The sequence below is a fragment of the Paenibacillus sp. NPDC056722 genome (genome assembly GCF_042790635.1).
In the GTDB taxonomy this organism is placed as follows: domain Bacteria; phylum Bacillota; class Bacilli; order Paenibacillales; family Paenibacillaceae; genus Paenibacillus_AQ; species Paenibacillus_AQ agri.
On the sequence record NZ_JBHTYV010000018.1, the window covers coordinates 19,381 to 42,029 of the forward strand.

General features: G+C 46.4%; 26 protein-coding genes. 2 read left to right on the forward strand and 24 right to left on the reverse strand.

Annotated elements, in window-relative coordinates; genetic code table 11:
- The 17 genes from ACFRAM_RS26535 to ACFRAM_RS26615 all read right to left on the reverse strand — a co-directional run bounded on the left by ACFRAM_RS26535 (position 1) and on the right by ACFRAM_RS26615 (position 9,263).
- Positions 1-186 carry a type Z 30S ribosomal protein S14 gene (locus ACFRAM_RS26535; RefSeq protein WP_036589425.1) on the reverse strand — a complete coding sequence of 62 codons (186 nt, stop codon included), beginning with the start codon at positions 184-186 and terminating at the stop codon, positions 1-3.
- A 48-nt stretch (positions 187-234) separates the two neighbouring features.
- Entirely contained in the window at positions 235-777 is a 543-nt protein-coding gene (gene rplE / locus ACFRAM_RS26540; protein ID WP_066367613.1) for a 50S ribosomal protein L5, read from the reverse strand.
- Between the two features lie 30 nt (positions 778-807).
- Positions 808-1,161, reverse strand: a complete 354-nt coding sequence (rplX, locus tag ACFRAM_RS26545; protein ID WP_083205138.1) for a 50S ribosomal protein L24 — start codon at positions 1,159-1,161, stop codon at positions 808-810.
- A gap of 49 nt (positions 1,162-1,210) precedes the next feature.
- Positions 1,211-1,579, reverse strand: a complete 369-nt coding sequence (gene rplN, locus ACFRAM_RS26550) for a 50S ribosomal protein L14 (protein WP_066367616.1) — start codon at positions 1,577-1,579, stop codon at positions 1,211-1,213.
- A 38-nt stretch (positions 1,580-1,617) separates the two neighbouring features.
- Positions 1,618-1,884 (reverse strand): 30S ribosomal protein S17, encoded by a 267-nt coding sequence (gene rpsQ, locus ACFRAM_RS26555; protein WP_066367620.1) that lies wholly within the window; start codon positions 1,882-1,884, stop codon positions 1,618-1,620.
- 43 nt (positions 1,885-1,927) lie between these two features.
- On the reverse strand, positions 1,928-2,125 hold the full coding sequence (gene rpmC / locus ACFRAM_RS26560) for a 50S ribosomal protein L29 (protein ID WP_066367623.1): 198 nt from the start codon (positions 2,123-2,125) through the stop codon (positions 1,928-1,930).
- Positions 2,115-2,549 carry a 50S ribosomal protein L16 gene (gene rplP / locus ACFRAM_RS26565; protein WP_066367625.1) on the reverse strand — a complete coding sequence of 145 codons (435 nt, stop codon included), beginning with the start codon at positions 2,547-2,549 and terminating at the stop codon, positions 2,115-2,117. The genes rpmC and rplP overlap by 11 nt, the downstream gene beginning before the upstream one ends.
- A 2-nt stretch (positions 2,550-2,551) precedes the next feature.
- Positions 2,552-3,217, reverse strand: coding sequence for a 30S ribosomal protein S3 (gene rpsC, locus ACFRAM_RS26570; protein ID WP_175370343.1), 666 nt, complete (start codon positions 3,215-3,217; stop codon positions 2,552-2,554).
- A gap of 14 nt (positions 3,218-3,231) precedes the next feature.
- Positions 3,232-3,564 carry a 50S ribosomal protein L22 gene (gene rplV / locus ACFRAM_RS26575; RefSeq protein WP_019908228.1) on the reverse strand — a complete coding sequence of 111 codons (333 nt, stop codon included), beginning with the start codon at positions 3,562-3,564 and terminating at the stop codon, positions 3,232-3,234.
- Between the two features lie 31 nt (positions 3,565-3,595).
- A complete protein-coding gene (gene rpsS / locus ACFRAM_RS26580) occupies positions 3,596-3,874 on the reverse strand; it encodes a 30S ribosomal protein S19 (RefSeq protein WP_019908227.1) in 279 nt (92 codons plus the stop codon).
- Positions 3,875-3,950: 76 nt separating this feature from the next.
- Entirely contained in the window at positions 3,951-4,781 is an 831-nt protein-coding gene (rplB, locus tag ACFRAM_RS26585) for a 50S ribosomal protein L2 (RefSeq protein WP_066367631.1), read from the reverse strand.
- Positions 4,782-4,808: 27 nt separating this feature from the next.
- Entirely contained in the window at positions 4,809-5,102 is a 294-nt protein-coding gene (gene rplW / locus ACFRAM_RS26590) for a 50S ribosomal protein L23 (RefSeq protein WP_379469864.1), read from the reverse strand.
- A complete protein-coding gene (gene rplD, locus ACFRAM_RS26595) occupies positions 5,102-5,725 on the reverse strand; it encodes a 50S ribosomal protein L4 (RefSeq protein WP_379469866.1) in 624 nt (207 codons plus the stop codon). Before rplD ends, rplW begins: the two co-directional genes overlap by 1 nt.
- Positions 5,726-5,750: 25 nt before the next feature.
- Positions 5,751-6,374: a 50S ribosomal protein L3 gene (gene rplC, locus ACFRAM_RS26600; protein ID WP_066367635.1), complete on the reverse strand. Its 624-nt coding sequence runs from the start codon at positions 6,372-6,374 to the stop codon at positions 5,751-5,753.
- Between the two features lie 41 nt (positions 6,375-6,415).
- Positions 6,416-6,724 (reverse strand): 30S ribosomal protein S10, encoded by a 309-nt coding sequence (gene rpsJ, locus ACFRAM_RS26605; RefSeq protein ID WP_017692074.1) that lies wholly within the window; start codon positions 6,722-6,724, stop codon positions 6,416-6,418.
- 245 nt (positions 6,725-6,969) lie between these two features.
- Positions 6,970-8,319, reverse strand: a complete 1,350-nt coding sequence (locus ACFRAM_RS26610; protein WP_379469870.1) for a protoglobin domain-containing protein — start codon at positions 8,317-8,319, stop codon at positions 6,970-6,972.
- A gap of 218 nt (positions 8,320-8,537) precedes the next feature.
- Positions 8,538-9,263, reverse strand: a complete 726-nt coding sequence (locus ACFRAM_RS26615; protein ID WP_379469872.1) for a Crp/Fnr family transcriptional regulator — start codon at positions 9,261-9,263, stop codon at positions 8,538-8,540.
- Positions 9,264-9,428: 165 nt separating this feature from the next.
- Here ACFRAM_RS26615 and ACFRAM_RS26620 point away from each other — a divergent pair, with 165 nt between their 5' ends.
- Complete coding sequence (locus ACFRAM_RS26620) at positions 9,429-9,875, forward strand: V4R domain-containing protein (RefSeq protein ID WP_379469874.1); 447 nt, start codon at positions 9,429-9,431, stop codon at positions 9,873-9,875.
- 32 nt (positions 9,876-9,907) lie between these two features.
- The gene (locus ACFRAM_RS26625; protein ID WP_379469876.1) at positions 9,908-10,249 is read left to right on the forward strand and encodes a cupin domain-containing protein; all 342 of its coding nucleotides are present in this window, start codon (positions 9,908-9,910) and stop codon (positions 10,247-10,249) included.
- A 164-nt stretch (positions 10,250-10,413) separates the two neighbouring features.
- Here the strand turns inward: ACFRAM_RS26625 and tuf are convergent, their stop codons facing one another.
- The 7 genes from tuf to rpoB all read right to left on the reverse strand — a co-directional run bounded on the left by tuf (position 10,414) and on the right by rpoB (position 22,610).
- A complete protein-coding gene (tuf, locus tag ACFRAM_RS26630; RefSeq protein WP_066367658.1) occupies positions 10,414-11,604 on the reverse strand; it encodes an elongation factor Tu in 1,191 nt (396 codons plus the stop codon).
- Positions 11,605-11,710: 106 nt separating this feature from the next.
- On the reverse strand, positions 11,711-13,789 hold the full coding sequence (gene fusA / locus ACFRAM_RS26635) for an elongation factor G (RefSeq protein ID WP_379469881.1): 2,079 nt from the start codon (positions 13,787-13,789) through the stop codon (positions 11,711-11,713).
- Positions 13,790-13,836: 47 nt separating this feature from the next.
- Positions 13,837-14,307 carry a 30S ribosomal protein S7 gene (rpsG, locus tag ACFRAM_RS26640; protein ID WP_019908219.1) on the reverse strand — a complete coding sequence of 157 codons (471 nt, stop codon included), beginning with the start codon at positions 14,305-14,307 and terminating at the stop codon, positions 13,837-13,839.
- Between the two features lie 43 nt (positions 14,308-14,350).
- A complete protein-coding gene (gene rpsL, locus ACFRAM_RS26645; protein WP_066367672.1) occupies positions 14,351-14,770 on the reverse strand; it encodes a 30S ribosomal protein S12 in 420 nt (139 codons plus the stop codon).
- A gap of 136 nt (positions 14,771-14,906) precedes the next feature.
- Positions 14,907-15,158, reverse strand: a complete 252-nt coding sequence (locus tag ACFRAM_RS26650) for a ribosomal L7Ae/L30e/S12e/Gadd45 family protein (RefSeq protein WP_066367675.1) — start codon at positions 15,156-15,158, stop codon at positions 14,907-14,909.
- Between the two features lie 180 nt (positions 15,159-15,338).
- On the reverse strand, positions 15,339-18,950 hold the full coding sequence (rpoC, locus tag ACFRAM_RS26655) for a DNA-directed RNA polymerase subunit beta' (RefSeq protein WP_175370350.1): 3,612 nt from the start codon (positions 18,948-18,950) through the stop codon (positions 15,339-15,341).
- Positions 18,951-19,064: 114 nt separating this feature from the next.
- On the reverse strand, positions 19,065-22,610 hold the full coding sequence (gene rpoB / locus ACFRAM_RS26660) for a DNA-directed RNA polymerase subunit beta (protein WP_379469883.1): 3,546 nt from the start codon (positions 22,608-22,610) through the stop codon (positions 19,065-19,067).
- Between the last annotated feature and the right edge of the window lie 39 nt (positions 22,611-22,649).

The following is a 22,649-nucleotide window of genomic DNA, read 5'->3' on the forward strand; positions in this document are numbered from 1 at the left end:
TTACCAACTTGCTTTTTTCACGCCAGGGATCTGGCCTTTATAAGCTAATTCACGGAAACAAATTCTGCAAATTTTGAACTTTTGCAGTACCGAATGTGGACGACCGCAACGCTCGCAGCGTGTATATGCACGCACTTTAAACTTAGGCTCACGTTGTTGTTTAACTTTCATTGAAGTTTTTGCCACTTAGCCTGACACCTCCTAAACATTTTCGGAGAAATGGATTAACCGACTTTATTTTGCGAAAGGTGCTCCCAGTTGCGTAAGCAACTCACGGGATTCCTCATCAGTCTTTGCCGTCGTTACGATAACGATGTCCATACCGCGGACTTTATCCACTTTGTCATATTCGATCTCGGGGAAGATCAATTGTTCTTTAAGACCAAGCGTGTAGTTACCACGACCGTCAAAAGCTTTGGTCGAAATACCACGGAAGTCACGTACGCGTGGAAGCGTTACGTTGAACAATTTGTCCAGGAAGTAATACATACGCTCACCGCGAAGTGTTACTTTAACCCCAATCGGCATATTTTCGCGCAGTTTGAAACCGGCGATGGATTTTTTAGCTTTAGTGATAACTGGCTTTTGACCAGCGATCAATTGCATATCGTTAACTGCTGCATCAAGTACTTTGGAGTTTTGAACAGCGTCACCCACACCCATGTTGATGACAATCTTCTCGATCTTAGGTACTTGCATAACAGTCGAATAGTTAAACTTCTGCATCAAAGCAGGTGTAATTTCGTTCAGAAAACGTTCTTTCATTCTTGCTGCCATGAAGATTTAACCTCCTTTCCTTAAGGGTGATTAGTCGATAATCTCTCCGGATCTCTTAGCAACCCGTACCTTTTTACCGTTATCCAATACTTTGTAACCGATGCGGGTTACTTTACCACTCTTCGGATCAATGTGCATTACGTTGGACACATGGATCGAAGCTTCCTGCTCGATGATTCCACCTTGTGGATTCAACTGGTTCGGCTTTTGGTGTTTTTTCACCAAGTTCACGCCTTCTACCAGGACTCTGTTTTGGCGAGGATAAGCAGCGATGACACGGCCTTTTTTACCTTTGTCTTTCCCGCTGATCACAAGCACCACGTCGTCTTTTTTCACGTGCAGTTTATTGTTATGGGATTCCAGAACTTTTTTCACTCTAGGCATTTATTACACCTCCTATGACTAACCTTCGGTTTTATTAGAACCGTGTGTATTAGATAACTTCCGGTGCCAAGGAAACGATCTTCATGTAGTCTTTATCGCGAAGTTCGCGAGCAACTGGTCCGAAGATACGCGTTCCGCGTGGGCTTCTGTCGTCTTTAACAACAACAGCTGCGTTTTCGTCAAAAGAGATGTAAGATCCGTCTTTACGACGTACCGAACGTTTAGTACGAACAACTACTGCTCTAACTACATCACCTTTTTTGACAACGCCGCCTGGTGTTGCTTGTTTTACCGAGCAAACGATCAGATCGCCAATTGCTGCTGTACGGCGTCCAGTACCACCCAGTACGCGGATACACATCAGTTCCTTCGCACCAGAGTTGTCAGCCACATGCAAACGTGTAAATGGTTGAATCATTATATTTTCCTCCTTCCGGAAAGGCTTTGTTAGCTATCTTAGATAATAATCGCTTTTTCTACCACTTCAACCAGTCTCCAACGTTTGTCCTTAGACAATGGACGAGTTTCCATGACTTTAACGACATCACCAATCTTAGCTACATTCTCTTCATCATGTGCTTTGAATTTCTTCGTAGACTTGATGCGTTTGTGATACAAATTGTGCTTCTTATAGGTTTCAACAGCAATTACGATGGTTTTATCCATTTTGTCGCTGACTACTTTACCAACCAGCACTTTACGTGCATTACGCTCTTCACTCATAGTTAGCCTCCTTCCTGAATTCGGATACTATATCCGCCCTCACTTAACTAATCCCAAGTACTCTTTGATGGATAATGGTTTTAGCACGAGCTATTTCCTTACGCACATCACGAATCCGAGTCGGGTTGTCCAGTTGGCCAGTTGCCAATTGAAAACGGAGATTGAAAAGCTCTTCCTTGAATCCGGCGATCTTTTGTTCAATCTCGGCAGTGGTTAAGTTGCGAAGTTCATTAGCTTTCATTTGCTTCACCACCCACTTCTTCACGTTTCACAAACTTAGTTTTAACAGGCAGCTTGTGAGCGGCAAGACGCATAGCTTCACGAGCGATTTCTTCCGAAACGCCTCCGAGTTCGAACATAATCTTGCCCGGTTTAACTACGGCTACCCATTTCTCAACGTTACCTTTACCACTACCCATACGAACCTCAAGAGGCTTTTGAGTAATTGGCTTATCCGGGAAAATCTTAATCCACACTTGACCGCCACGTTTGATGTAACGTGTCATTGCGATACGTGCAGCTTCGATTTGACGGTTAGTGATCCAAGATGGCTCCAGAGCTTGCAGACCGTATTCGCCGAAGTTCAGCGTGGTGCCGCCTTTTGCCATACCTTTCATGTGACCGCGTTGTTGCTTGCGGTGTTTAACGCGTTTTGGTACCAACATGATTAGTTGCCTCCTTCCTGAGCAGCTTGTTTCTTAGCTGGGGGAAGAACTTCTCCACGGTAGATCCATACTTTTACGCCGATACGGCCGTAAGTTGTATGTGCTTCAGCCGTTCCGTAATCGATATCGGCACGAAGCGTATGAAGTGGAACTGTTCCTTCGCTATAACCTTCTGAACGGGCAATCTCAGCGCCGCCAAGACGTCCGCCAACTTGTGTTTTAATCCCTTTTGCACCGGAACGCATAGTTCTTTGAATTGCTTGTTTCAACGCACGACGGAACGATACGCGACGCTCCAATTGTTGTGCAATGCTTTCAGCAACCAGAATTGCATCCAATTCAGGGTGTTTGATTTCATTGATGTTGATGTGTACTTTCTTACCGCCGGCAATAGCAGTAACTGCGCTACGAAGAATTTCTACTTCTGCGCCGCCCTTACCAATAACCATACCTGGCTTAGCAGTATGAATTGTTACGTTCACACGGTTTGCCGCTCTTTCAATCTCGATGCGGGAAACAGCGGAATCTTTCAATTTGCCTTTAAGGTATTCACGGATTTTGACGTCTTCCATTAAAAGAGTACCGAAATCTTTACCTGCATACCATTTAGATTCCCAATCGCGAATAATACCGACCCGGAGTCCGACTGGATTTACCTTTTGACCCACACGTTATCCCTCCCTTATTTCTCAGATACCACCAAAGTAATGTGGCTTGTGCGTTTATTGATCCGGCTAGCGCGGCCCATGGCGCGTGGACGGAAACGTTTCATTGTAGGACCCTGGTTAACGAAAACTTCGCTAACGAACAAGCTGTTCACGTCCATAGAATAGTTGTGCTCAGCATTCGCAATTGCCGAGTTAAGCAACTTCTCAACCACTGGAGAAGCCGACTTCGGAGTGTGGCGAAGAATTGCAATCGCTTCTCCAACTTGCTTACCGCGAATCAAGTCAACAACCAATTTCGCTTTACGAGCAGAAATGCGCACCGATCTAGCATGTGCTTTTGCTTCCATTGTTTTCCCTCCTCTCGAACGAAGAACTTAATTATCTTCTTGTTTTCTTATCGTCACCCGCGTGGCCTTTGTAAGTACGTGTTGGCGCGAACTCGCCCAATTTGTGACCTACCATATCTTCCGTTACGTATACTGGCACGTGTTTACGGCCGTCATATACACCAAACGTATGTCCGATAAACTGAGGGAAAATAGTGGAGCGACGGGACCAAGTTTTAACAACGACTTTCTTGTCTGCCGCGTTCAGTTCCTCAACTTTTTTCAGCAGGTAACCATCGATAAATGGTCCCTTTTTCAAACTGCGACCCATGTATGAATCCTCCCTTCATGACAAATCTTCAAACCGCGAATCGACGCTTCGCGCTTAACTTACTGCCAGAAGCGTCTTATTTCGTGCGGCGGCGAACGATATATTTATCAGATGCCTTGTTTTTCTTACGCGTTTTGTAACCAAGGGTTGGTTTACCCCAAGGAGACATAGGCGATTTACGTCCGATTGGAGCGCGACCTTCACCACCACCGTGTGGGTGATCGTTAGGGTTCATTACTACCCCGCGAACTTCAGGACGTTGGCCAAGCCAGCGACTGCGTCCAGCTTTACCGATTTTGATCAATTCGTGATCTTCGTTACCTACGGAACCGATCGTTGCGCGGCAAACGCTCAGGATCTTACGAACTTCACCGGAGTTCAAGCGAACGGATACGTATTTTTCTTCTTTACCCAGCAATTGAGCTTCTGTACCTGCAGCACGAACCAATTGTCCGCCTTTACCTGGCTTCAACTCAATGTTGTGGATAACTGTACCAACCGGAATGTTTTCCAGTGGAAGGGTGTTACCAATTTTGATGTCGGCTTTAGGGCCAGACTCAATCTTATCCCCAACTTTAAGGCCTTTAGGAGCGATAATGTAGCGTTTCTCTCCATCAGCATAGTGGATCAAAGCAATATTGGATGTACGGTTCGGGTCATACTCGATTGTAGCAACGCTACCAGGTATGCCGTCTTTCGTACGTTTGAAGTCGATAATACGGTATTTACGTTTGTGTCCGCCGCCGTGGTGACGAACCGTAATTTTACCTTGGTTGTTGCGGCCCGCTTTTTTGCTCAGTGGCGCAAGCAACGATTTCTCTGGCTGGTTTGTTGTGATTTCTTCAAACGTAGACACGGACATTGCGCGTCTGGCCGGAGAGGTCGGTTTGTACTTTTTGATTGGCACTATATTTCCCTCCTTACTTTAAGAGTATTATTCTACCGCTTCAAAGAATTCAAGCGGCTTGCTGTCCGAGCTCAGCTTAACGATGGCTTTTTTCCACTCTGGAGTATATCCGGAGTATTTACCATAACGTTTCAGTTTGCCAGGTACACGCATTGTGTTCACACTAACTACTTTAACTTTGAAAATAGCCTCAACGGCTTTTTTGATTTCGGTCTTGTTAGCACGAATATCCACTTCAAAAGCGTATTTCAATTCGCTCATGTATTCGGAAGTGCGCTCCGTAATCACCGGACGTTTGATAATATCACGAGGATCTTTCATTACGCGAACACCTCCTCTACCTTCAGAACTGCTTCCTTGGTGATGATCAGTTTGTCGTACGACAGTACGTCAAGAACATTGATGCCATCAGCCGCTACGAATTTCACCCCAGGGATGTTACGAGCGGAAAGAGCTACGTTATCGTTGTAGCTGTCAGCTACGATCAACGCTTTGCGATCTACTTTCAGATTGTTCAGAATCGCTGCGAATTCTTTCGTTTTCGGAGCATTCAATGTCAAGCTATCCAATACGATAATGTCTTTATCGAGAACTTTCGAAGACAACGCGGATTTGATAGCCAAACGGCGAACTTTCTTAGGCAGTTTCCAGGAATAGCTACGAGGAGTTGGTCCGAAGACTACGCCGCCGCCTTTCCATTGTGGGGAACGAATGGAGCCTTGACGAGCACGACCTGTACCTTTTTGTTTCCAAGGTTTACGTCCGCCGCCACGCACTTCAGAACGTCCTTTAACTTTGTGTGTACCACGACGAAGGGAAGCTCTTTGCAGCAATACAGCTTCATGCAGCACGTGCACGTTCGGCTCAATACCGAATACTGATTCGCTCAGTTCAACTTCGCCAACTTCGCTACCACTGATATTAAAAAGTGTTACTTTTGGCATTTCATGTTCCTCCTTTCTTCAGGAATTATTTCTTAACGGTTTGTTTCACTTTCACAAAGCTGTTTTTCGGGCCCGGAATCGCGCCTTTAACCAGCAATACGTTACGTTCTACATCCACTCTGATGATCTCAAGCTTTTGAACCGTCACAGTTGTGTGGCCCATGTGTCCTGGAAGGCGTTTGCCCTTAGGAACACGGTTAGCTTGAATCGAGCCCATGGAACCTGGTCTTCTGTGGTAACGGGAACCGTGAGCCATTGGTCCGCGGCTTTGTCCCCAACGTTTGATAACACCTTGGAAACCTTTACCCTTGGTTGTACCAGTTACGTCAACAAATTCGCCTTCCGCGAAAATGTCAGCCTTAAGCTCTTGTCCAACCTCGAGTGCCCCGAGATCAACACCGCGAATTTCGCGAACGTAGCGCTTAGGTGTTGCATTTGCCTTTTTGGCGTGACCTTGTTCAGGCTTGTTGGAGCGACTTTCCTTCTTGTCGGAAAAGCCCAACTGCACTGCTTCATATCCGTCGATATTCAGGTCTTTCTTTTGCAGTACCACACAAGGTCCAGCTTCGATAACAGTAACAGGAATTACGTTACCTTCCGCAGTAAACACTTGAGTCATACCGAGTTTTTTTCCCAAGATACCTTTCATGTTGACACCTCATTTCTTTTCCTAAGTTCGTAAAGTTAGTATTACAATTTGATTTCGATATCTACACCGGACGGCAGATCCAAGCGCATCAAGGCGTCCACAGTTTGTGGTGTTGGGTTCACAATATCGATCAAACGTTTGTGAGTCCGTTGTTCAAACTGTTCACGGGAATCCTTGTACTTGTGCACCGCACGGAGAATAGTAATGATTTGCTTCTCAGTTGGCAGCGGGATCGGCCCGGATACACCAGCACCCGAACGTTTTGCTGTTTCAACGATCTTCTCTGCGGATTGATCAAGAATTCTGTGGTCGTATGCTTTCAAGCGAATACGAATTTTTTGCTTTGCCATTTTAGTCCCTCCTTCTATCGCCCAATTTGGTATCGGACATACTCCGTGAAAATTTTCCGACGTTCGTCCCCATGGCAAAGGGGCCGGGTGTGTCAGTAACCTCTCACATCATCGCAACGTCTCAGAACAACATTTATTATTATATAGAATAGGCGGATACTTTGCAAGCGAAAATAAAAAAACGCGCATAAATTTCTTATGCAGCGTTAATTTTGGTCATAAAACTGGTTTCTTCTATATATATGTTAAAGATTTTCCGTAGCTGATTTAAAAAACACTGCCGAGGACGCGGACTGGGCCGTTGTGGACCCGATTCCTTCAATCGTCTGGATTAGAGTTCTTATTTCCTCTTCTACCGTAACAATCTCCTGAGTACTGCTCTGCATGGCTTCCACAATTTCAGTGAAAAGTCGACTGGTCTCCATAGATTTCTGCTTACCACTTTTAGTGAGTTCCTGTACCTTACGGATCTCCTCCACCACCTGTTGACTGAGAAGGCCTGACTTGCTCGTTAGCTCCCCAATCAATACGACTGTGCTCTTGGTATCTTCCGCAAGCCGGCTGACCTCCTGTGCGACTACAGCGAATCCTCTTCCATGCTCACCAGCCCTGGCCGCCTCTATAGTAGCATTGAGAGAAAGAATCTTCGTTTGATCGGCAATCTCCTGTACGGCAGCCACAATCTTTTGGATCTGCTTAGAGGAACTGGAGAGTTCATTCACTGACAGCTCCATCGCCTCGCTCCGCTCATAAATATAATTAATCCGTTCTGTGAGATCACTCAAATGCTCTCGTCCATCCTGCGCCATCTCCTGCGACTCTTGGGCGGAAGCAGCCGTACGTTTGAATGTATCATTAACTTCATTACTACTGGCCACCAGTTGCTCTACAGCTGCGTTGGTATCAATACTGAGATCTACCAGTTCACCACTGAATTCAGCTATTTTCTGCTTCAGTTCATTTTTAACGGTCTGATATTGCAGTTCCTTCTCACGGATGTTCTCTTTCTCGTATTCTTCCAGCACTAGTTGTTGCTCCAGATTCAAGAGCTTAGTCACAGTCTGGACAAAGGCTACTCGTTCCTGATCGTTGCTTGATTCATTGTGGATAACAGTGATAAATACATTTTGGAGGTTCTGAAAAGCGGATAAATACCATTTGGGCTCCAGCCCAACTCTCTTGTGGATGTTTGCAATGTGGAGGCGTTTAGCAATATATTCTTCATTAACATTGCCGTCGAAGATTTCGATGATGTGGTCGCGCAGCGTCTTTTTCAGCCGCTCAATACTACTGTGTTCCTTAATGATGGCCTCTAACTTGCGGACGCCTAACACCGAGTCGTAGAAGTGATCAATGATGTAATCAATATTGCGTTCAAGAATCGGCTTAACCTGCTGCAGCTGAGATAAATCTTCTTTCGTAAGATCAATCATTCTCATTTGCTCATTAAGCTCCTTATGCCCTTCAAGACTGTGAAAAGTCTCATTAGCAGGCATTAAAGGAGCAGGATCATTTAAGGAATATATATCGGGCGGTTTCGCATTATTCCTTCGTGAAGCTAAAGTGTGCATAAAAGAAAACGGACATTTCCCCATAATAACACTCCCCAAATCCCTACCATTTTACAATGATTTATACTCTCATACTATCTTATCCATCAATGCACTGTAAAGAATTTTAAGTAGTTTCTTGTAGAATTATGTTGTAATAACGCAAATAAACAGATTATTTCTCTTCATATGTCGAAGTTTGCATTTTAAATACTTCATATCTCATTTAGCTTATCCTGTTATAGGACGTATCTTTTGATTCATTACATTTTTCTACCCGTTCCTATCTCGCTCATCCTAATTAAGGCATCCAAGTCTAAAATATCAATCACTCGTTTACGTACCGCAATCCATTTCCACTTAGCAAATAGATTGAGTTTTCGGCTTAGCGTTTCTGCGGTTGTTCCGATCATTGCTGCGATTTCTTTTTTGGACGCTGGCAAAAGAATCTTTCTTGGATGAGCCTCTTGTGCCAGAACTGCCCCATCCTTTGAATAGAAGTACATGAGGATTTTGGCCAGTCGCTGCTCCACCTCTAGCATATGCATTGCACCAGCCCAATCTTCCGCATAATGAAGCTGCTCACTCATCGACAGTAAGAAGTTATAAGCTAGTGTCGCATTACCGGCCAATAAAGGGAGAAACTGTTCTCTACGCAAGCAACATACCGTACCCTCTTCCAGCATCTCCGCATTAACATAACTCTCTGTGTTCTTCAGCATGGAGAACTGACCACAATAATCCCCTGGGAATAGAAACCGCAAAATATGCTCCTTTCCATCCCGGCTGCTTTGAGTAAGTTTAATCAATCCCGAGTGCAATACAAATAAAGAATCCGATGGCTCACCTTCAACGCATACCAGACTCCCCTTTCTAAAGTGCTTCGACTCAGTAATTCCCTCTATAAGCGCGACTTCTGTATCCCTTAGACCTTTAAATACCGGCACAAGCTGAACACAGGAAGATAAAGAACAACTAGAACAGGACATATAATCCCCTCCTTTATAGTGCTACTCCTACCATAACAAAGGGTTATCTTCATCCATGTGATCCTCCTCACGGTAATTTTGAACAATTGATCTATATCAAGGACTCCATTCCTTTAGGCTGTCACAATAGGCATATAGCAAAAACATTATCAGGAGGGAATGCTTATGCTGCAATACACCTTTGAGGATATGAAGAGAATGGAGCGGGCCCAACTAGGCAATATGGTTCCACTGGAGCTTTTTCGCACAATACGCCTGATCGGACTAAACCAGGGACTTCCTATGGAAGGCAAGGCAACAACACTGACGATTGGTCGCAAAATCGGTGAGAGTTTGCCTGTACAAAATTTAGACGAGCTGCTGCAGCTGTTTGAGGAATTGAAAATTGGCATTCCGCGCATTGTTTACAAGGATAATCACAAGATAAATATCGCTGTGGATGACTGTTTTTGCAAAGGACTACCTGTAATGGAGGAAAAAATGGTCTGTGATTTAAAAGGAGCAATCCTTGAGGGGGCTATGTCCAAAATCATGGGGCGAAAAACGACAGTCAGAGAGATCAAGTGTAACGTCAGCGGTCATGAACACTGTGAGTATGAGATCAGAATTTAACAAACCAACCTATAATGAAAGGAAGATCATATATGCAGAAGTTGTTATTATCCGAAGCTATCCAATACCAGGAGGGCTGTTTTACAAAAAGAACACTCTTTCAAGAAGGCGAAAGTATCGTGTTCGTACTTAATTTCCTGCCTGGACAACAATTGCCCTCACATACGCATCCAGGAACTGATGTCTACATTCTGGTGCTTGATGGCAACGGCACAGTCACTGTGAACGGAGTCGATGGGGAAGTCAACAAGGGGGAGGTTATCCACATCTGTGGAGAGGAAGCATTCGCTTTTCATAACAGCGGAGAAATACCGGCAAGTCTGCATGTCATATTATGCAAGATTCCAGATGCAGCCTATACTCGCAACTTATAAATATGTTGGTACTAAGAAAGCTCTGTTGCCGCATTCAGCGAAGCAGAGTTTTTTTGCATGTCTCTATGTATCTACGTATCAATGTATATATAAAAAACAGAGGATCTTCGTGAGAAGATCCTCTGTTCCTATGTTCAGGAACTATCCTAATGGATAGAGCCTAATTATTTTTGAATGGATGCTACAGCGCCGGCGCCAACTGTACGTCCGCCTTCACGAATGGAGAATTTAGTACCTTCTTCAATCGCGATTGGGGAGATCAGGGATACCGTTACAGTGATGTTATCACCAGGCATAACCATTTCAGTACCTTCTGGCAGGTTGATGATACCAGTTACGTCAGTTGTACGGAAGTAGAACTGTGGACGGTAACCAGTGAAGAAAGGCTTGTGACGGCCACCTTCTTCTTTTGTCAGAACGTAGATTTGAGCAGTGAACTCAGTGTGTGGCTTAACGGAGTTCGGTTTAGCCAATACTTGGCCACGCTCAATGTTGTTACGGTCTACACCACGAAGCAATGCTCCGATGTTGTCGCCCGCTTGAGCGGAATCCAGCAATTTACGGAACATTTCAACGCCCGTAACTACGGATTTCTTAGTTTCTTCGTGAATACCAACGATTTCGATTTCTTCGCCCACTTTAACTGTTCCGCGTTCTACGCGACCAGTTGCCACAGTACCGCGGCCAGTGATGGAGAATACGTCCTCGACAGGCATCAAGAAAGGCTTGTCAGTTTGACGCTCTGGAAGTGGAATGTACTCATCGATGATGTTGAACATTTCAACAACTTTTTGAGCCCATTCGCCTTCAGGGTTTTGCAGAGCTTCACGAGCGGAACCACGGATGATTGGAGTGTCGTCGCCTGGGAAGTCATACTCGCTCAGCAAGTCGCGAACTTCCATTTCAACCAATTCCAACAACTCTTCGTCTTCAACCATATCACACTTGTTCAAGAAGACAACGATGTAAGGAACGCCTACTTGGCGGGACAACAGGATGTGCTCGCGAGTTTGTGGCATAGGGCCATCAGCTGCGGATACAACCAGGATCGCTCCGTCCATTTGCGCTGCGCCAGTGATCATGTTTTTAACATAGTCGGCGTGACCAGGGCAGTCTACGTGTGCGTAGTGACGAGCAGGAGTTTCATATTCAACGTGAGCTGTGGAGATAGTGATACCACGCTCGCGCTCTTCAGGAGCTTTGTCGATTTGGTCGAATGCTACAGCAGCACCACCGTAAGTTTTGGACAATACAGTAGTGATTGCAGCAGTCAGAGTCGTTTTACCATGGTCGACGTGACCAATAGTACCGATGTTAACGTGCGGTTTGTTACGTTCAAACTTTGCCTTTGCCATTTGAACAGTTCCTCCTTAATATGGTTTCCTTTTTATTAGAGCCGTCCGCCTACAAGTATATCTGGATGACTGATTAGTTTACCGGACGGCAAGTTAAAACGGGTAATTATTCTCCGCCTTTGTTCTTAACGACGATCTCTTCCGCAATGGATTTAGGAACTTCTTCATAGTGAGAAAGCTCCATTGAGAATACGCCGCGTCCTTGAGTACCGGAACGGAGAGTTGTGGAGTATCCGAACATTTCGGAAAGAGGTACCTTCGCACGAATAATTTGAGCACCACCACGGGAATCCATACCTTCGATCCGTCCACGGCGGGAGTTCAACATACCCATTACGTCGCCCATGTATTCCTCAGGAACAGTTACTTCCACTTTCATGATTGGCTCAAGCAAGATAGGTTTACACTTCTCTTTAGCTGCTTTAAGCGCCATCGAACCGGCAATTTTAAATGCCATTTCGTTGGAGTCAACATCATGATAAGAACCATCTACGATGGTAGCCTTAACGTCTACAAGCGGGAAGCCTGCAAGTACGCCGTTTTTCATTTGCTCTTCAATACCGGCAAGTGCAGGAGCGATGTATTCTCTTGGTACAGAACCACCGACAACTTTACTTTCGAATTGGCTGCCAGTACCCGGCTCGAGAGGTTCAAATTCAACCCATACGTGACCATACTGACCGCGACCGCCGGATTGGCGAACGAATTTACCTTCAACACGTGCTGGAGCTTTGAATGTTTCACGGTAAGCAACCTGTGGTTTACCCACGTTGGTTTCTACCTTGAATTCGCGGCGCATACGGTCGATGATAATATCCAAGTGAAGCTCACCCATACCTGCCAGGATAGTTTGACCTGTTTCTTCGTCAGTGTGAGCGCGAAGAGTAGGATCCTCTTCTGTCAACTTACCGAGAGCAACACCCAATTTATCTTGGTCAGCTTTGGTTTTTGGTTCAACTGCGATTTCGATAACCGGATCAGGGAAGTTCATGGACTCCAAGATTACCGGATGTTTCTCATCACATAGTGTATCACCTGTACTTGTGTCTTTCAAACCAACGGCTGCCGCGATATCACCAGAATATACAATGGAGATTTCTTGGCGGCTGTTCGCATGCATTTGCAAGATACGGCCGATGCGTTCGCGCTTGCCCTTAGTAGCGTTAACTACATAAGAACCGGACTCCAGAACACCGGAGTACACGCGGAAGAATGTAAGTTTACCTACATAAGGGTCTGTCATGATTTTAAATGCCAATGCAGCAAACGGCTCTTCATCCGAAGAATGACGAACAGTTTCTGTACCGTCATCAAGGTGACCTTGAATCGCAGGTACGTCCACAGGAGATGGCAGGTAATCAACAACAGCATCCAGCATAAGCTGAATACCTTTATTTCGGTAGGAAGAGCCCGCGATTACAGGGAAAATCTTAACTTCAACTACGCCTTTGCGAATTGCAGCTTTGATTTCCGGAATTGTAATTTCTTCGCCTTCCAGATACTTCATAGTCAGATCTTCATCAAGTTCAGCAACTTTCTCGATCAACTCGGTACGCAGTTCCTCAACTTGGGCCAAATATTCTTCCGGAATATCCGTTACTTCGATGTTTTGGCCAAGATCATCTTTGAACATGTGTGCTTTTTGCTCAACAAGGTCGATAATACCAGTGAAATCACTTTCTGCACCAATTGGCAATTGAATAGCAACTGCATTGGCTTGAAGGCGATCACGCATAGTTTCGATTACGTTAAGGAAGTCCGCACCGATAATGTCCATTTTGTTTACATATGCGATCCGTGGAACGTTGTAACGGTCAGCCTGTCTCCATACGGTTTCAGACTGAGGCTCAACGCCCTCTTTCGCACTAAATACGCCTACTGCCCCATCCAATACACGCAGGGAACGTTCAACTTCAACAGTGAAGTCAACGTGTCCTGGGGTATCAATGATATTGATGCGGTGACCTTTCCACGCAGCAGTCGTAGCAGCGGAAGTAATCGTGATTCCGCGCTCTTGTTCTTGTTCCATCCAGTCCATTGTAGCTGCACCCTCGTGAACTTCACCGATTTTGTGCGTACGGCCTGTGTAGAAAAGAATCCGCTCAGTGGTAGTAGTCTTACCAGCATCAATATGCGCCATGATCCCGATATTACGTGTATTTTTTAAGGAGAACTCTCTTGCCATGGAATGGATCTCCTTCCAAAATAGAAGTTATTTGATTGACTAAAATCCTACCAACGGTAGTGAGCAAACGCTTTGTTCGCTTCAGCCATTTTGTGCGTGTCTTCGCGTTTCTTAACAGAAGCGCCTGTGTTGTTGGAAGCGTCGATGATCTCAGCCGCCAAACGCTCTTCCATAGTCTTCTCACCGCGGTTACGTGAATAGTTCACGAGCCAACGTAATCCCAAAGCAGTACGTCTTTCTGGCTTAACCTCGATAGGTACTTGGTAGTTCGCACCGCCGACACGACGAGCTTTGACTTCCAAAACCGGCATGATATTCTTGATGGCAGCTTCGAAAACTTCCATCGGCTCTTTACCCGTACGTTCTTGAATCAGCTTGAACGAATTGTACAGAATGCTTTGAGCGACACCTCTTTTACCATCCAGCATAATGCGGTTGATCAAACGAGTAACCAACTTGCTATTATACAATGGATCTGGCAGTACGTCTCTCTTAGTAACTGGACCTTTGCGTGGCATGGATATCCCCCTTTCTTAAATGGTTCTTACTCAAGTTTTAATCTTATTTCTTCACTTTAGGACGTTTTGCACCATACTTGGAGCGAGCTTGCATACGGTTAGCTACGCCAGCTGTATCCAGTGCACCACGAACGATGTGATAACGAACTCCCGCAAGGTCTTTAACTTTACCTCCGCGCAGCAATACAACGCTGTGCTCTTGAAGGTTGTGTCCGATACCTGGGATGTAAGCAGTCACCTCAAGACGGTTCGTCAAACGAACACGGGCATACTTACGAAGTGCGGAGTTTGGTTTACGTGGAGTCATTGTGCCTACACGAGTGCACACACCGCGTTTTTGCGGGGCGCTCAAATTTGTAGTCTCACGCTTCAGGGCGTTATACCCTTTTTGAAGAGCAGGAGATTTGGATTTGTCGATTTTGGCTTGACGGCCTTTACGAACCAATTGATTAATTGTTGGCATGTTGTGCCACCCCCTTCCTGAATTGATAACCTTCTTACGAACTTAAGTCCACAGACCCAGGTGGTTCATAAAAAGACAAATGAAAAGTCCTTGCCGCCGAAGTACACCCCGGTACAAAAACATTTCTAGATGCTTGCTATTGTTTTAAGACGGCTGCCATCGCAGCGCCCACTTCTATTCCGCAGGCCTTGCCCAAATTCAGCATCGTATCTACATAAGTGACCTTGACACCTTGTTTGTTACAAAGCATAACAATCCTGGAAGTAAGCCGTTGATCTCCGTCCTCTGCCACATATACTTCTGCGGCTTGGCCCATCTCCACCGCTTTGACGGTTTGCTTGGTACCGATCTTGACCTGAGCATCCTGTAATCCTCTATCTTCAGTCATGAAAGATCATTACCTCCAATGAACAAGAATAACAAGGCTACTCACGCACCTTAGACATATTAGCATTATCAGAAGGCCCTGTCAAGAAAATCAGCAATAAATTTATATATCCATACCAGGCAATCGCGTCACATCCTACAATGCAGAAGTGACGCGAATACACTGACAATGGTTATTCTATTACTCGGCAGGAACTGTCTCTAAAGATTCCAGTTCTTCTCCCGCGTTTGGATCAGAAAGTTTTACATTGCGGTAACGATTCATACCTGTACCGGCAGGAATCAGCTTACCGATGATAACATTTTCTTTCAGGCCGAGAAGTTTATCCACTTTTCCTTTGATGGCTGCATCTGTGAGCACGCGTGTTGTTTCTTGGAAAGACGCGGCAGACAGGAAGGAGTCCGTTTCAAGGGAAGCCTTGGTAATACCGAGCAGTACCGGTTTGGCAACTGCAGGCTCATTACCCGACAGGATAGCTTCTTTGTTCGCTGCTTCATATTCATGAATGTCCGCAAACGCACCTGGCAGGAGATTGGTATCCCCGGCATCAATAATGCGGATTTTGCGCAACATTTGTTTGATCATAACTTCAATGTGCTTATCGTTGATCTCAACGCCCTGGTTACGGTATACACGCTGTACTTCTTGCAGAATGTAGTTCTGTACCCCGCGGATCCCTTTGATACGCAGCATTTCTTTAGGGTCAATCGAACCGTCTGTCAGCTCATCGCCAGCTTCAATCTCCTGGCCTTCGCTCACGCGCAGCCGTGATCCGTAAGTGATGGAGTAAGTTTTGGATTCAGCTTCACCTTGAACCTCGATTTCACGACGGTCTTTGGTTTCACGAATCTCCTTGATTACACCATCAATCTCGCTGATTGTTGCCTGACCTTTAGGGTTACGGGCTTCAAACAACTCCTGAATACGCGGCAAACCTTGTGTGATATCGTCTCCCGCAACACCACCAGTGTGGAACGTACGCATGGTAAGCTGTGTTCCTGGTTCCCCGATGGACTGTGCCGCGATGATACCAACTGCTTCACCGATTTCCACGTGCTTACCTGTTGCCAGGTTACGTCCGTAGCACTTCTTGCAGACACCGTGACGGGCACGGCAGCTCAGTACGGAACGAATTTGCAGTTTGGTTACGCCAGCATTGACGATCGCTTCCGCTTTGTCGGAATCAATCAGGTCATTGCGGTGTACAATGATTTCGCCAGTTTCCGGATGACGAACAGTCTCGAAGCAGTAACGACCTTCAATACGGTCATACAGATCCTCGATAACCTCTTTACCATCCTGAATACGGCTAACAGTGAACCCTTTATCTGTACCACAATCTTCTTCACGAACGATAACATCCTGTGCTACGTCAACGAGACGACGAGTCAAGTAACCAGAGTCCGCTGTACGCAGCGCTGTATCGGCCAGACCTTTACGCGCTCCGTGCGTGGAGATAAAGTACTCCAAGACGGTAAGACCTTCACGGAAGTTCGCTTTGATTGGGAGTTCAAAAATTCGTCCGGATGGTGTTGCCATCAGTCCGCGCATACCACCAAGCTGAGTGATCTGCGATTTGTTACCCCGTGCCTTCGAATCTACCATGAGCATGATGGAATTGTAACGGTCCATTGATTTCAAGAGGATATTCGTAAGCTCGTCTTTGGTCTTCGACCAGATCTCAATGACACGGTCATACCGTTCGTCATTAGTGATCAAACCACGGCGATATTGGTTAGCAACTACGTCAACCTTCGCGTCGGAATCCTTCAGAATTTGTGCTTTTTCCTCAGGTACAACAACGTCGGATACGGCAACCGTTACACCGGAACGAGTGGAGTATGTGAAACCAAGCTGCTTGATCTTATCCAAGATCACAGATGTTTTGGTCGTGTGATAAGTCTCGAAACAACGAGCGATGATAAGCCCAAGATATTCCTTACCTACAGCACCGGCATCTGGAGCATTCATGATGCGCTCAAGAACGTCGGCACCTTTTTCATAGATGAAATACTTATCAGGCGTACCATGGAGCAGGTTTGTTTTAGTTGCTTCGTTAATATACGGGAAACTGCTCGGATAGATTTCGTTAAAGATAATCTTTCCGACGGTTGTAATCATCAACGCATTTTGTTGTTCTTCAGTAAAGCATGTTTTGTTAAGTGCCTTAACTGGAATAGCAACACGGGCATGCAGACCTGCAGTTCCACGCTGATAAGCTGAAACGGCTTCGTTTACGGTACGCAAAATCATACCGCTGCCCTTTTCTTCCTTGTTGTCCATGGTCAGGTAGTAAGTACCAAGGACCATATCCTGGGAAGGCGTAACAACCGGTTTACCGTCTTTAGGGTTAAGAATGTTACCAGATGCCAACATGAGGATGCGGGCTTCAGCTTGAGCTTCTGCTGACAGAGGAACGTGTACCGCCATTTGGTCACCATCGAAGTCGGCGTTGTAAGCCGTACATACGAGCGGGTGAAGACGGATAGCATGACCTTCTACCAGAATCGGTTCAAACGCCTGGATACCGAGACGGTGAAGCGTAGGGGCACGGTTAAGCAGAACCGGGTGCTCTCTGATTACTTCTTCAAGCACATCCCATACTTCAGGACTAACGCGCTCAACTTTACGTTTTGCGCTCTTTATGTTGTGGGCAAGCCCTTTATTAACCAATTCTTTCATTACAAACGGCTTGAACAGTTCCAGCGCCATTTTCTTAGGCAGGCCGCATTGGTACATCTTGAGGTACGGTCCTACGACGATAACGGAACGTCCAGAGTAGTCAACCCGTTTACCGAGCAAGTTCTGACGGAAACGTCCTTGTTTACCTTTCAGCATGTGGCTGAGGGATTTAAGAGGACGGTTACCAGGACCGGTTACCGGACGGCCACGACGACCATTGTCGATCAGGGCGTCAACAGCTTCCTGGAGCATCCGTTTTTCGTTCTGCACGATAATATCAGGAGCACCGAGATCAAGCAGTCTCTTCAGACGGTTGTTCCGGTTGATTACACGGCGATACAAATCATTCAAGTCAGACGTAGCAAAACGGCCACCATCCAATTGAACCATTGGGCGAAGCTCCGGTGGAATAACCGGGAGCACATCCATGATCATCCAATCAGGTTTGTTGCCGGAGTTGCGGAAAGCCTCGATAACTTCCAGGCGTTTGATCGCCCGGTTACGGCGTTGGCCTTGGGCCGTACGCAGTTCTTCTTTGAGGAATTCCAATTCCTTGTCGATGTCGATATCTTGAAGAAGCTTTTTAACAGCTTCTGCACCCATACCGGCCTGGAACCCGTAGCCGTATTTCTCACGGTAGCTGCGGTATTCTTTTTCAGACAGCAATTGCTTCTTCTCAAGCGGAGTTTCACCTGGGTCAGTTACAACATAGGAAGCGAAGTAAATGATCTCTTCCAGGGATCTTGGAGACATGTCCAGTGCCAGACCCATCCGGCTAGGAATACCTTTGAAGTACCAGATATGCGATACAGGAGCTGCTAATTCGATATGTCCCATACGTTCGCGACGCACTTTCGCACGTGTAACTTCTACGCCACAACGGTCACAGACAACACCCTTATAACGGACGCGTTTGTATTTACCGCAATGACATTCCCAGTCTTTTTGTGGTCCAAAGATACGCTCACAAAAAAGACCCTCTTTTTCCGGTTTCAATGTACGATAGTTAATGGTTTCCGGTTTTTTAACTTCTCCGCGGGACCAAGAACGAATTTTCTCCGGAGATGCGAGTCCGATTTTCATAAATTCAAAATTGTTAACGTCCAACAAGGAGCAACCCTCCTTAACCTAATCCTGATTTAGTACCGCTGGCCCTCCCTTGATCATGACAATCAAAAGAGGGCGCGGTCCTTTTGTAATGGAATTCCAACGTTTCGGGATCTATTAATCTACTCCGACTTCTGAGCCTTCCAAGTTGAGGCTGAGCTTGTCGCCTGACGTATCGTCCTCATCATCCAGTTCTTTCATCTCGATCTCCTGCTCATCACCGCTCAGGATTTTAACATCCATACCCAGTGACTGCAGTTCCTTGATCAATACTTTGAACGACTCAGGAACGCCTGGTTCAGGTACGTTCTCGCCTTTGACGATGGATTCGTACGTTTTCACACGGCCGACCACGTCATCGGATTTCACAGTCAGAATTTCTTGCAAGGTATAAGCAGCACCGTAAGCTTCAAGCGCCCACACTTCCATCTCCCCGAAGCGCTGACCACCGAACTGAGCTTTACCACCCAGCGGCTGTTGCGTAACGAGAGAGTAAGGTCCAGTAGAACGAGCATGAATCTTATCGTCAACCATGTGCGCCAGTTTGATCATGTGCATGACACCAACCGTAACTTCACGCTCAAAGCGTTCTCCAGTCCGGCCATCATACAGAATGGTCTTACCATTACGCTGCATGCCTGCTTCTTCCATAGTGTCGAAGACGTCATTCTCACGCGCACCATCGAATACCGGTGTAGCGATGTGAATACCAAGACGCATAGCAGCCATACCGATATGCACTTCGAGCACCTGCCCGATGTTCATCCGCGATGGAACGCCCAGCGGGTTGAGGACAACCTGTACTGGCGTACCGTCCGGCAAGAACGGCATGTCTTCTTCTGGCAGGATACGGGCAACGACACCCTTGTTACCGTGACGTCCGGCCATCTTGTCACCTTCAGAAATCTTACGTTTCTGAGCGATGTACACACGAACCAGTTGATTCACACCCGGTGGCAGCTCATCGCCGTTCTCGCGTGTAAATACTTTAACGTCAACGATAATACCATCACTACCGTGAGGAACGCGCAAGCTCGTATCACGAACTTCACGTGCTTTCTCACCAAAGATTGCATGTAGCAGGCGTTCTTCAGCTGTAAGCTCCGTTACACCCTTAGGTGTTACTTTACCCACGAGAATGTCGCCAGCACTGATTTCCGCACCGATGCGGATGATGCCGCGCTCGTCTAGATTGCGCAATGCTTCTTCCCCAACGTTTGGAATATCACGAGTGATTTCTTCAGGTCCGAGCTTCGTGTCACGGGCTTCGGATTCGTATTCCTCGATATGGATCGAAGTGTATACATCCTCTTTAACCAGTTTTTCACTCAGCAGGATCGCATCCTCGTAGTTGTAACCTTCCCAAGTCATGAACGCAACAACTACGTTGCGGCCAAGAGCCAATTCGCCCATTTCTGTGGAAGGTCCGTCTGCCAGGATATCACCTTTCTTAACAACGTCGCCTCTCTTAGCCAGAGGACGTTGATTAATACAGGTACCTTGGTTCGAACGCATGAATTTGTGTAATTTATATTTAACGATATCGCCTTTAACTTCTTTGCCTTCGACACTCTCGACACGGCGCAGCCAAATTTCATTGGCAGAAGAACGTTCGATGATACCGTCATATTTGGAAACGATACATACGCCTGAATCCTTGGCAGATTTATGTTCCATTCCTGTACCCACGAGTGGAGCCTTAGGAATAAGCAGTGGAACTGCCTGACGTTGCATGTTGGATCCCATCAGTGCGCGGTTGGAGTCATCGTTCTCAAGGAACGGAATGAGCGCCGTAGCGACCGATACAACCTGCTTAGGTGATACGTCCATGTAATCGACGCGATCACTAGGCATGGATGTAATGTTATCCGAATCTTTGTTGTAACGAACGATAACCATGTCTTCTTTGAAAGAACCGTCTTCTTCCAACAGAACGTTGGCCTGTGCGACAACGTAGTTGTCCTCTTCATCCGCAGTCAGGTAATCAATTTGCTCAGTAACCTTACCTGTCTTCGGATCAACCCAACGGTACGGAGCTTCAATAAATCCGTATTCGTTGATGCGAGCGAAGGTGGACAAGGAGTTGATCAAACCGATGTTCGGGCCTTCCGGCGTTTCGATTGGACACATCCGGCCATAGTGACTGTGATGGACGTCACGAACCTCAAAGCCCGCGCGTTCCCGCGTAAGACCGCCGGGTCCGAGTGCGGAGAGACGACGTTTGTGGGTCAACTCTGCAAGCGGGTTGGTCTGGTCCATAAACTGGGACAGCTGGGAACTACCGAAGAACTCTTTAATCGATGCGATAACCGGACGAATGTTGATAAGCGCCTGTGGTGTAATCGCATTGGCATCCTGAATGGACATTCTCTCACGTACTACACGTTCCATACGGGACAAACCGATACGGAATTGGTTCTGCAAGAGCTCGCCGACTGAACGCAGACGACGGTTACCCAAGTGGTCGATATCATCCGTATTGCCGATACCGTGCAGCAAATTAATAAAATAGCTGATTGAGGAAATAATATCAGCCGGAGTAATATGCTTGACCGCTTTGTCAATGTTCCCATTGGCAATCAGCTTGATTACCCGACCTTCTTCAATCGGCGAATAAACGTCGATCGTCTGAAGCGGGATATCTTCGCTATCAAGTACTCCGCCAGTTACGCGGTAGTTCTTGTGGGCAACATCTTTCTCAAAATGCGGGATCAGCTCATCAAGCAGACGACGGTCTACCATTTGTCCTGCTTCAGCTAGGATTTCGCCAGTGGTCTCATCCACCAAAGGCTGTGCCAGACGCTGATTGAACAGACGGTTCTTGATGTGCAGCTTTTTGTTGATCTTGTAACGACCTACATTAGCTAGGTCATAACGTTTTGGATCAAAAAAACGTGCAACCAGCAAACTCTTAGCATTATCTAGAGTAGGCGGTTCGCCCGGACGAAGACGCTCATAGATTTCGATAAGCGCTTTTTCCGTAGAGTCCGTATTGTCTTTATCCAGCGTATTGCGAATATATTCATCATTACCAAGCAATTCCAGAATCTCAGCATCACTGCCGAAACCTAATGCACGCAGAAGCACAGTAACCGGAATTTTACGGGTCCGGTCAATCCGGACATACATGATGTCCTTCGCGTCGGTTTCGAGCTCCAGCCATGCGCCGCGGTTAGGAATTACTGTAGCGGTGTAGGTTTTCTTGGCGTTCTTATCTACTTTTGTGCTGAAATAGACGCTTGGAGAGCGAACCAACTGGCTGACAATAACCCGTTCCGCACCATTGATAATAAACGTGCCGGTCTCCGTCATCAGCGGGAAATCCCCCATGAACACTTCCTGCTCTTTGACCTCACCGGTCTCCTTATTGATGAGACGCACCTTTACCCGAAGAGGAGCCGCATATGTTACGTCACGCTCTTTAGCGTCATCAACCGTATATTTCGGTTCACCCAGGCTGTAATCAATGAACTCGAGTACCAAATTACCAGTGAAATCCTGGATCGGCGAGATGTCCTGAAACATTTCCCGCAATCCCTCTTCCAAAAACCAATCATACGATTTTTGTTGGATCTCGATCAGGTTCGGGACCTCGAGAACCTCGTTAATTCTCGCATAGCTTCGCCGAGTGCGTCGACCATACTGAACAAGATGTCCTGCCAACTTTACTCACCCCTCATGTCTACTCACTTAAAAATTGAT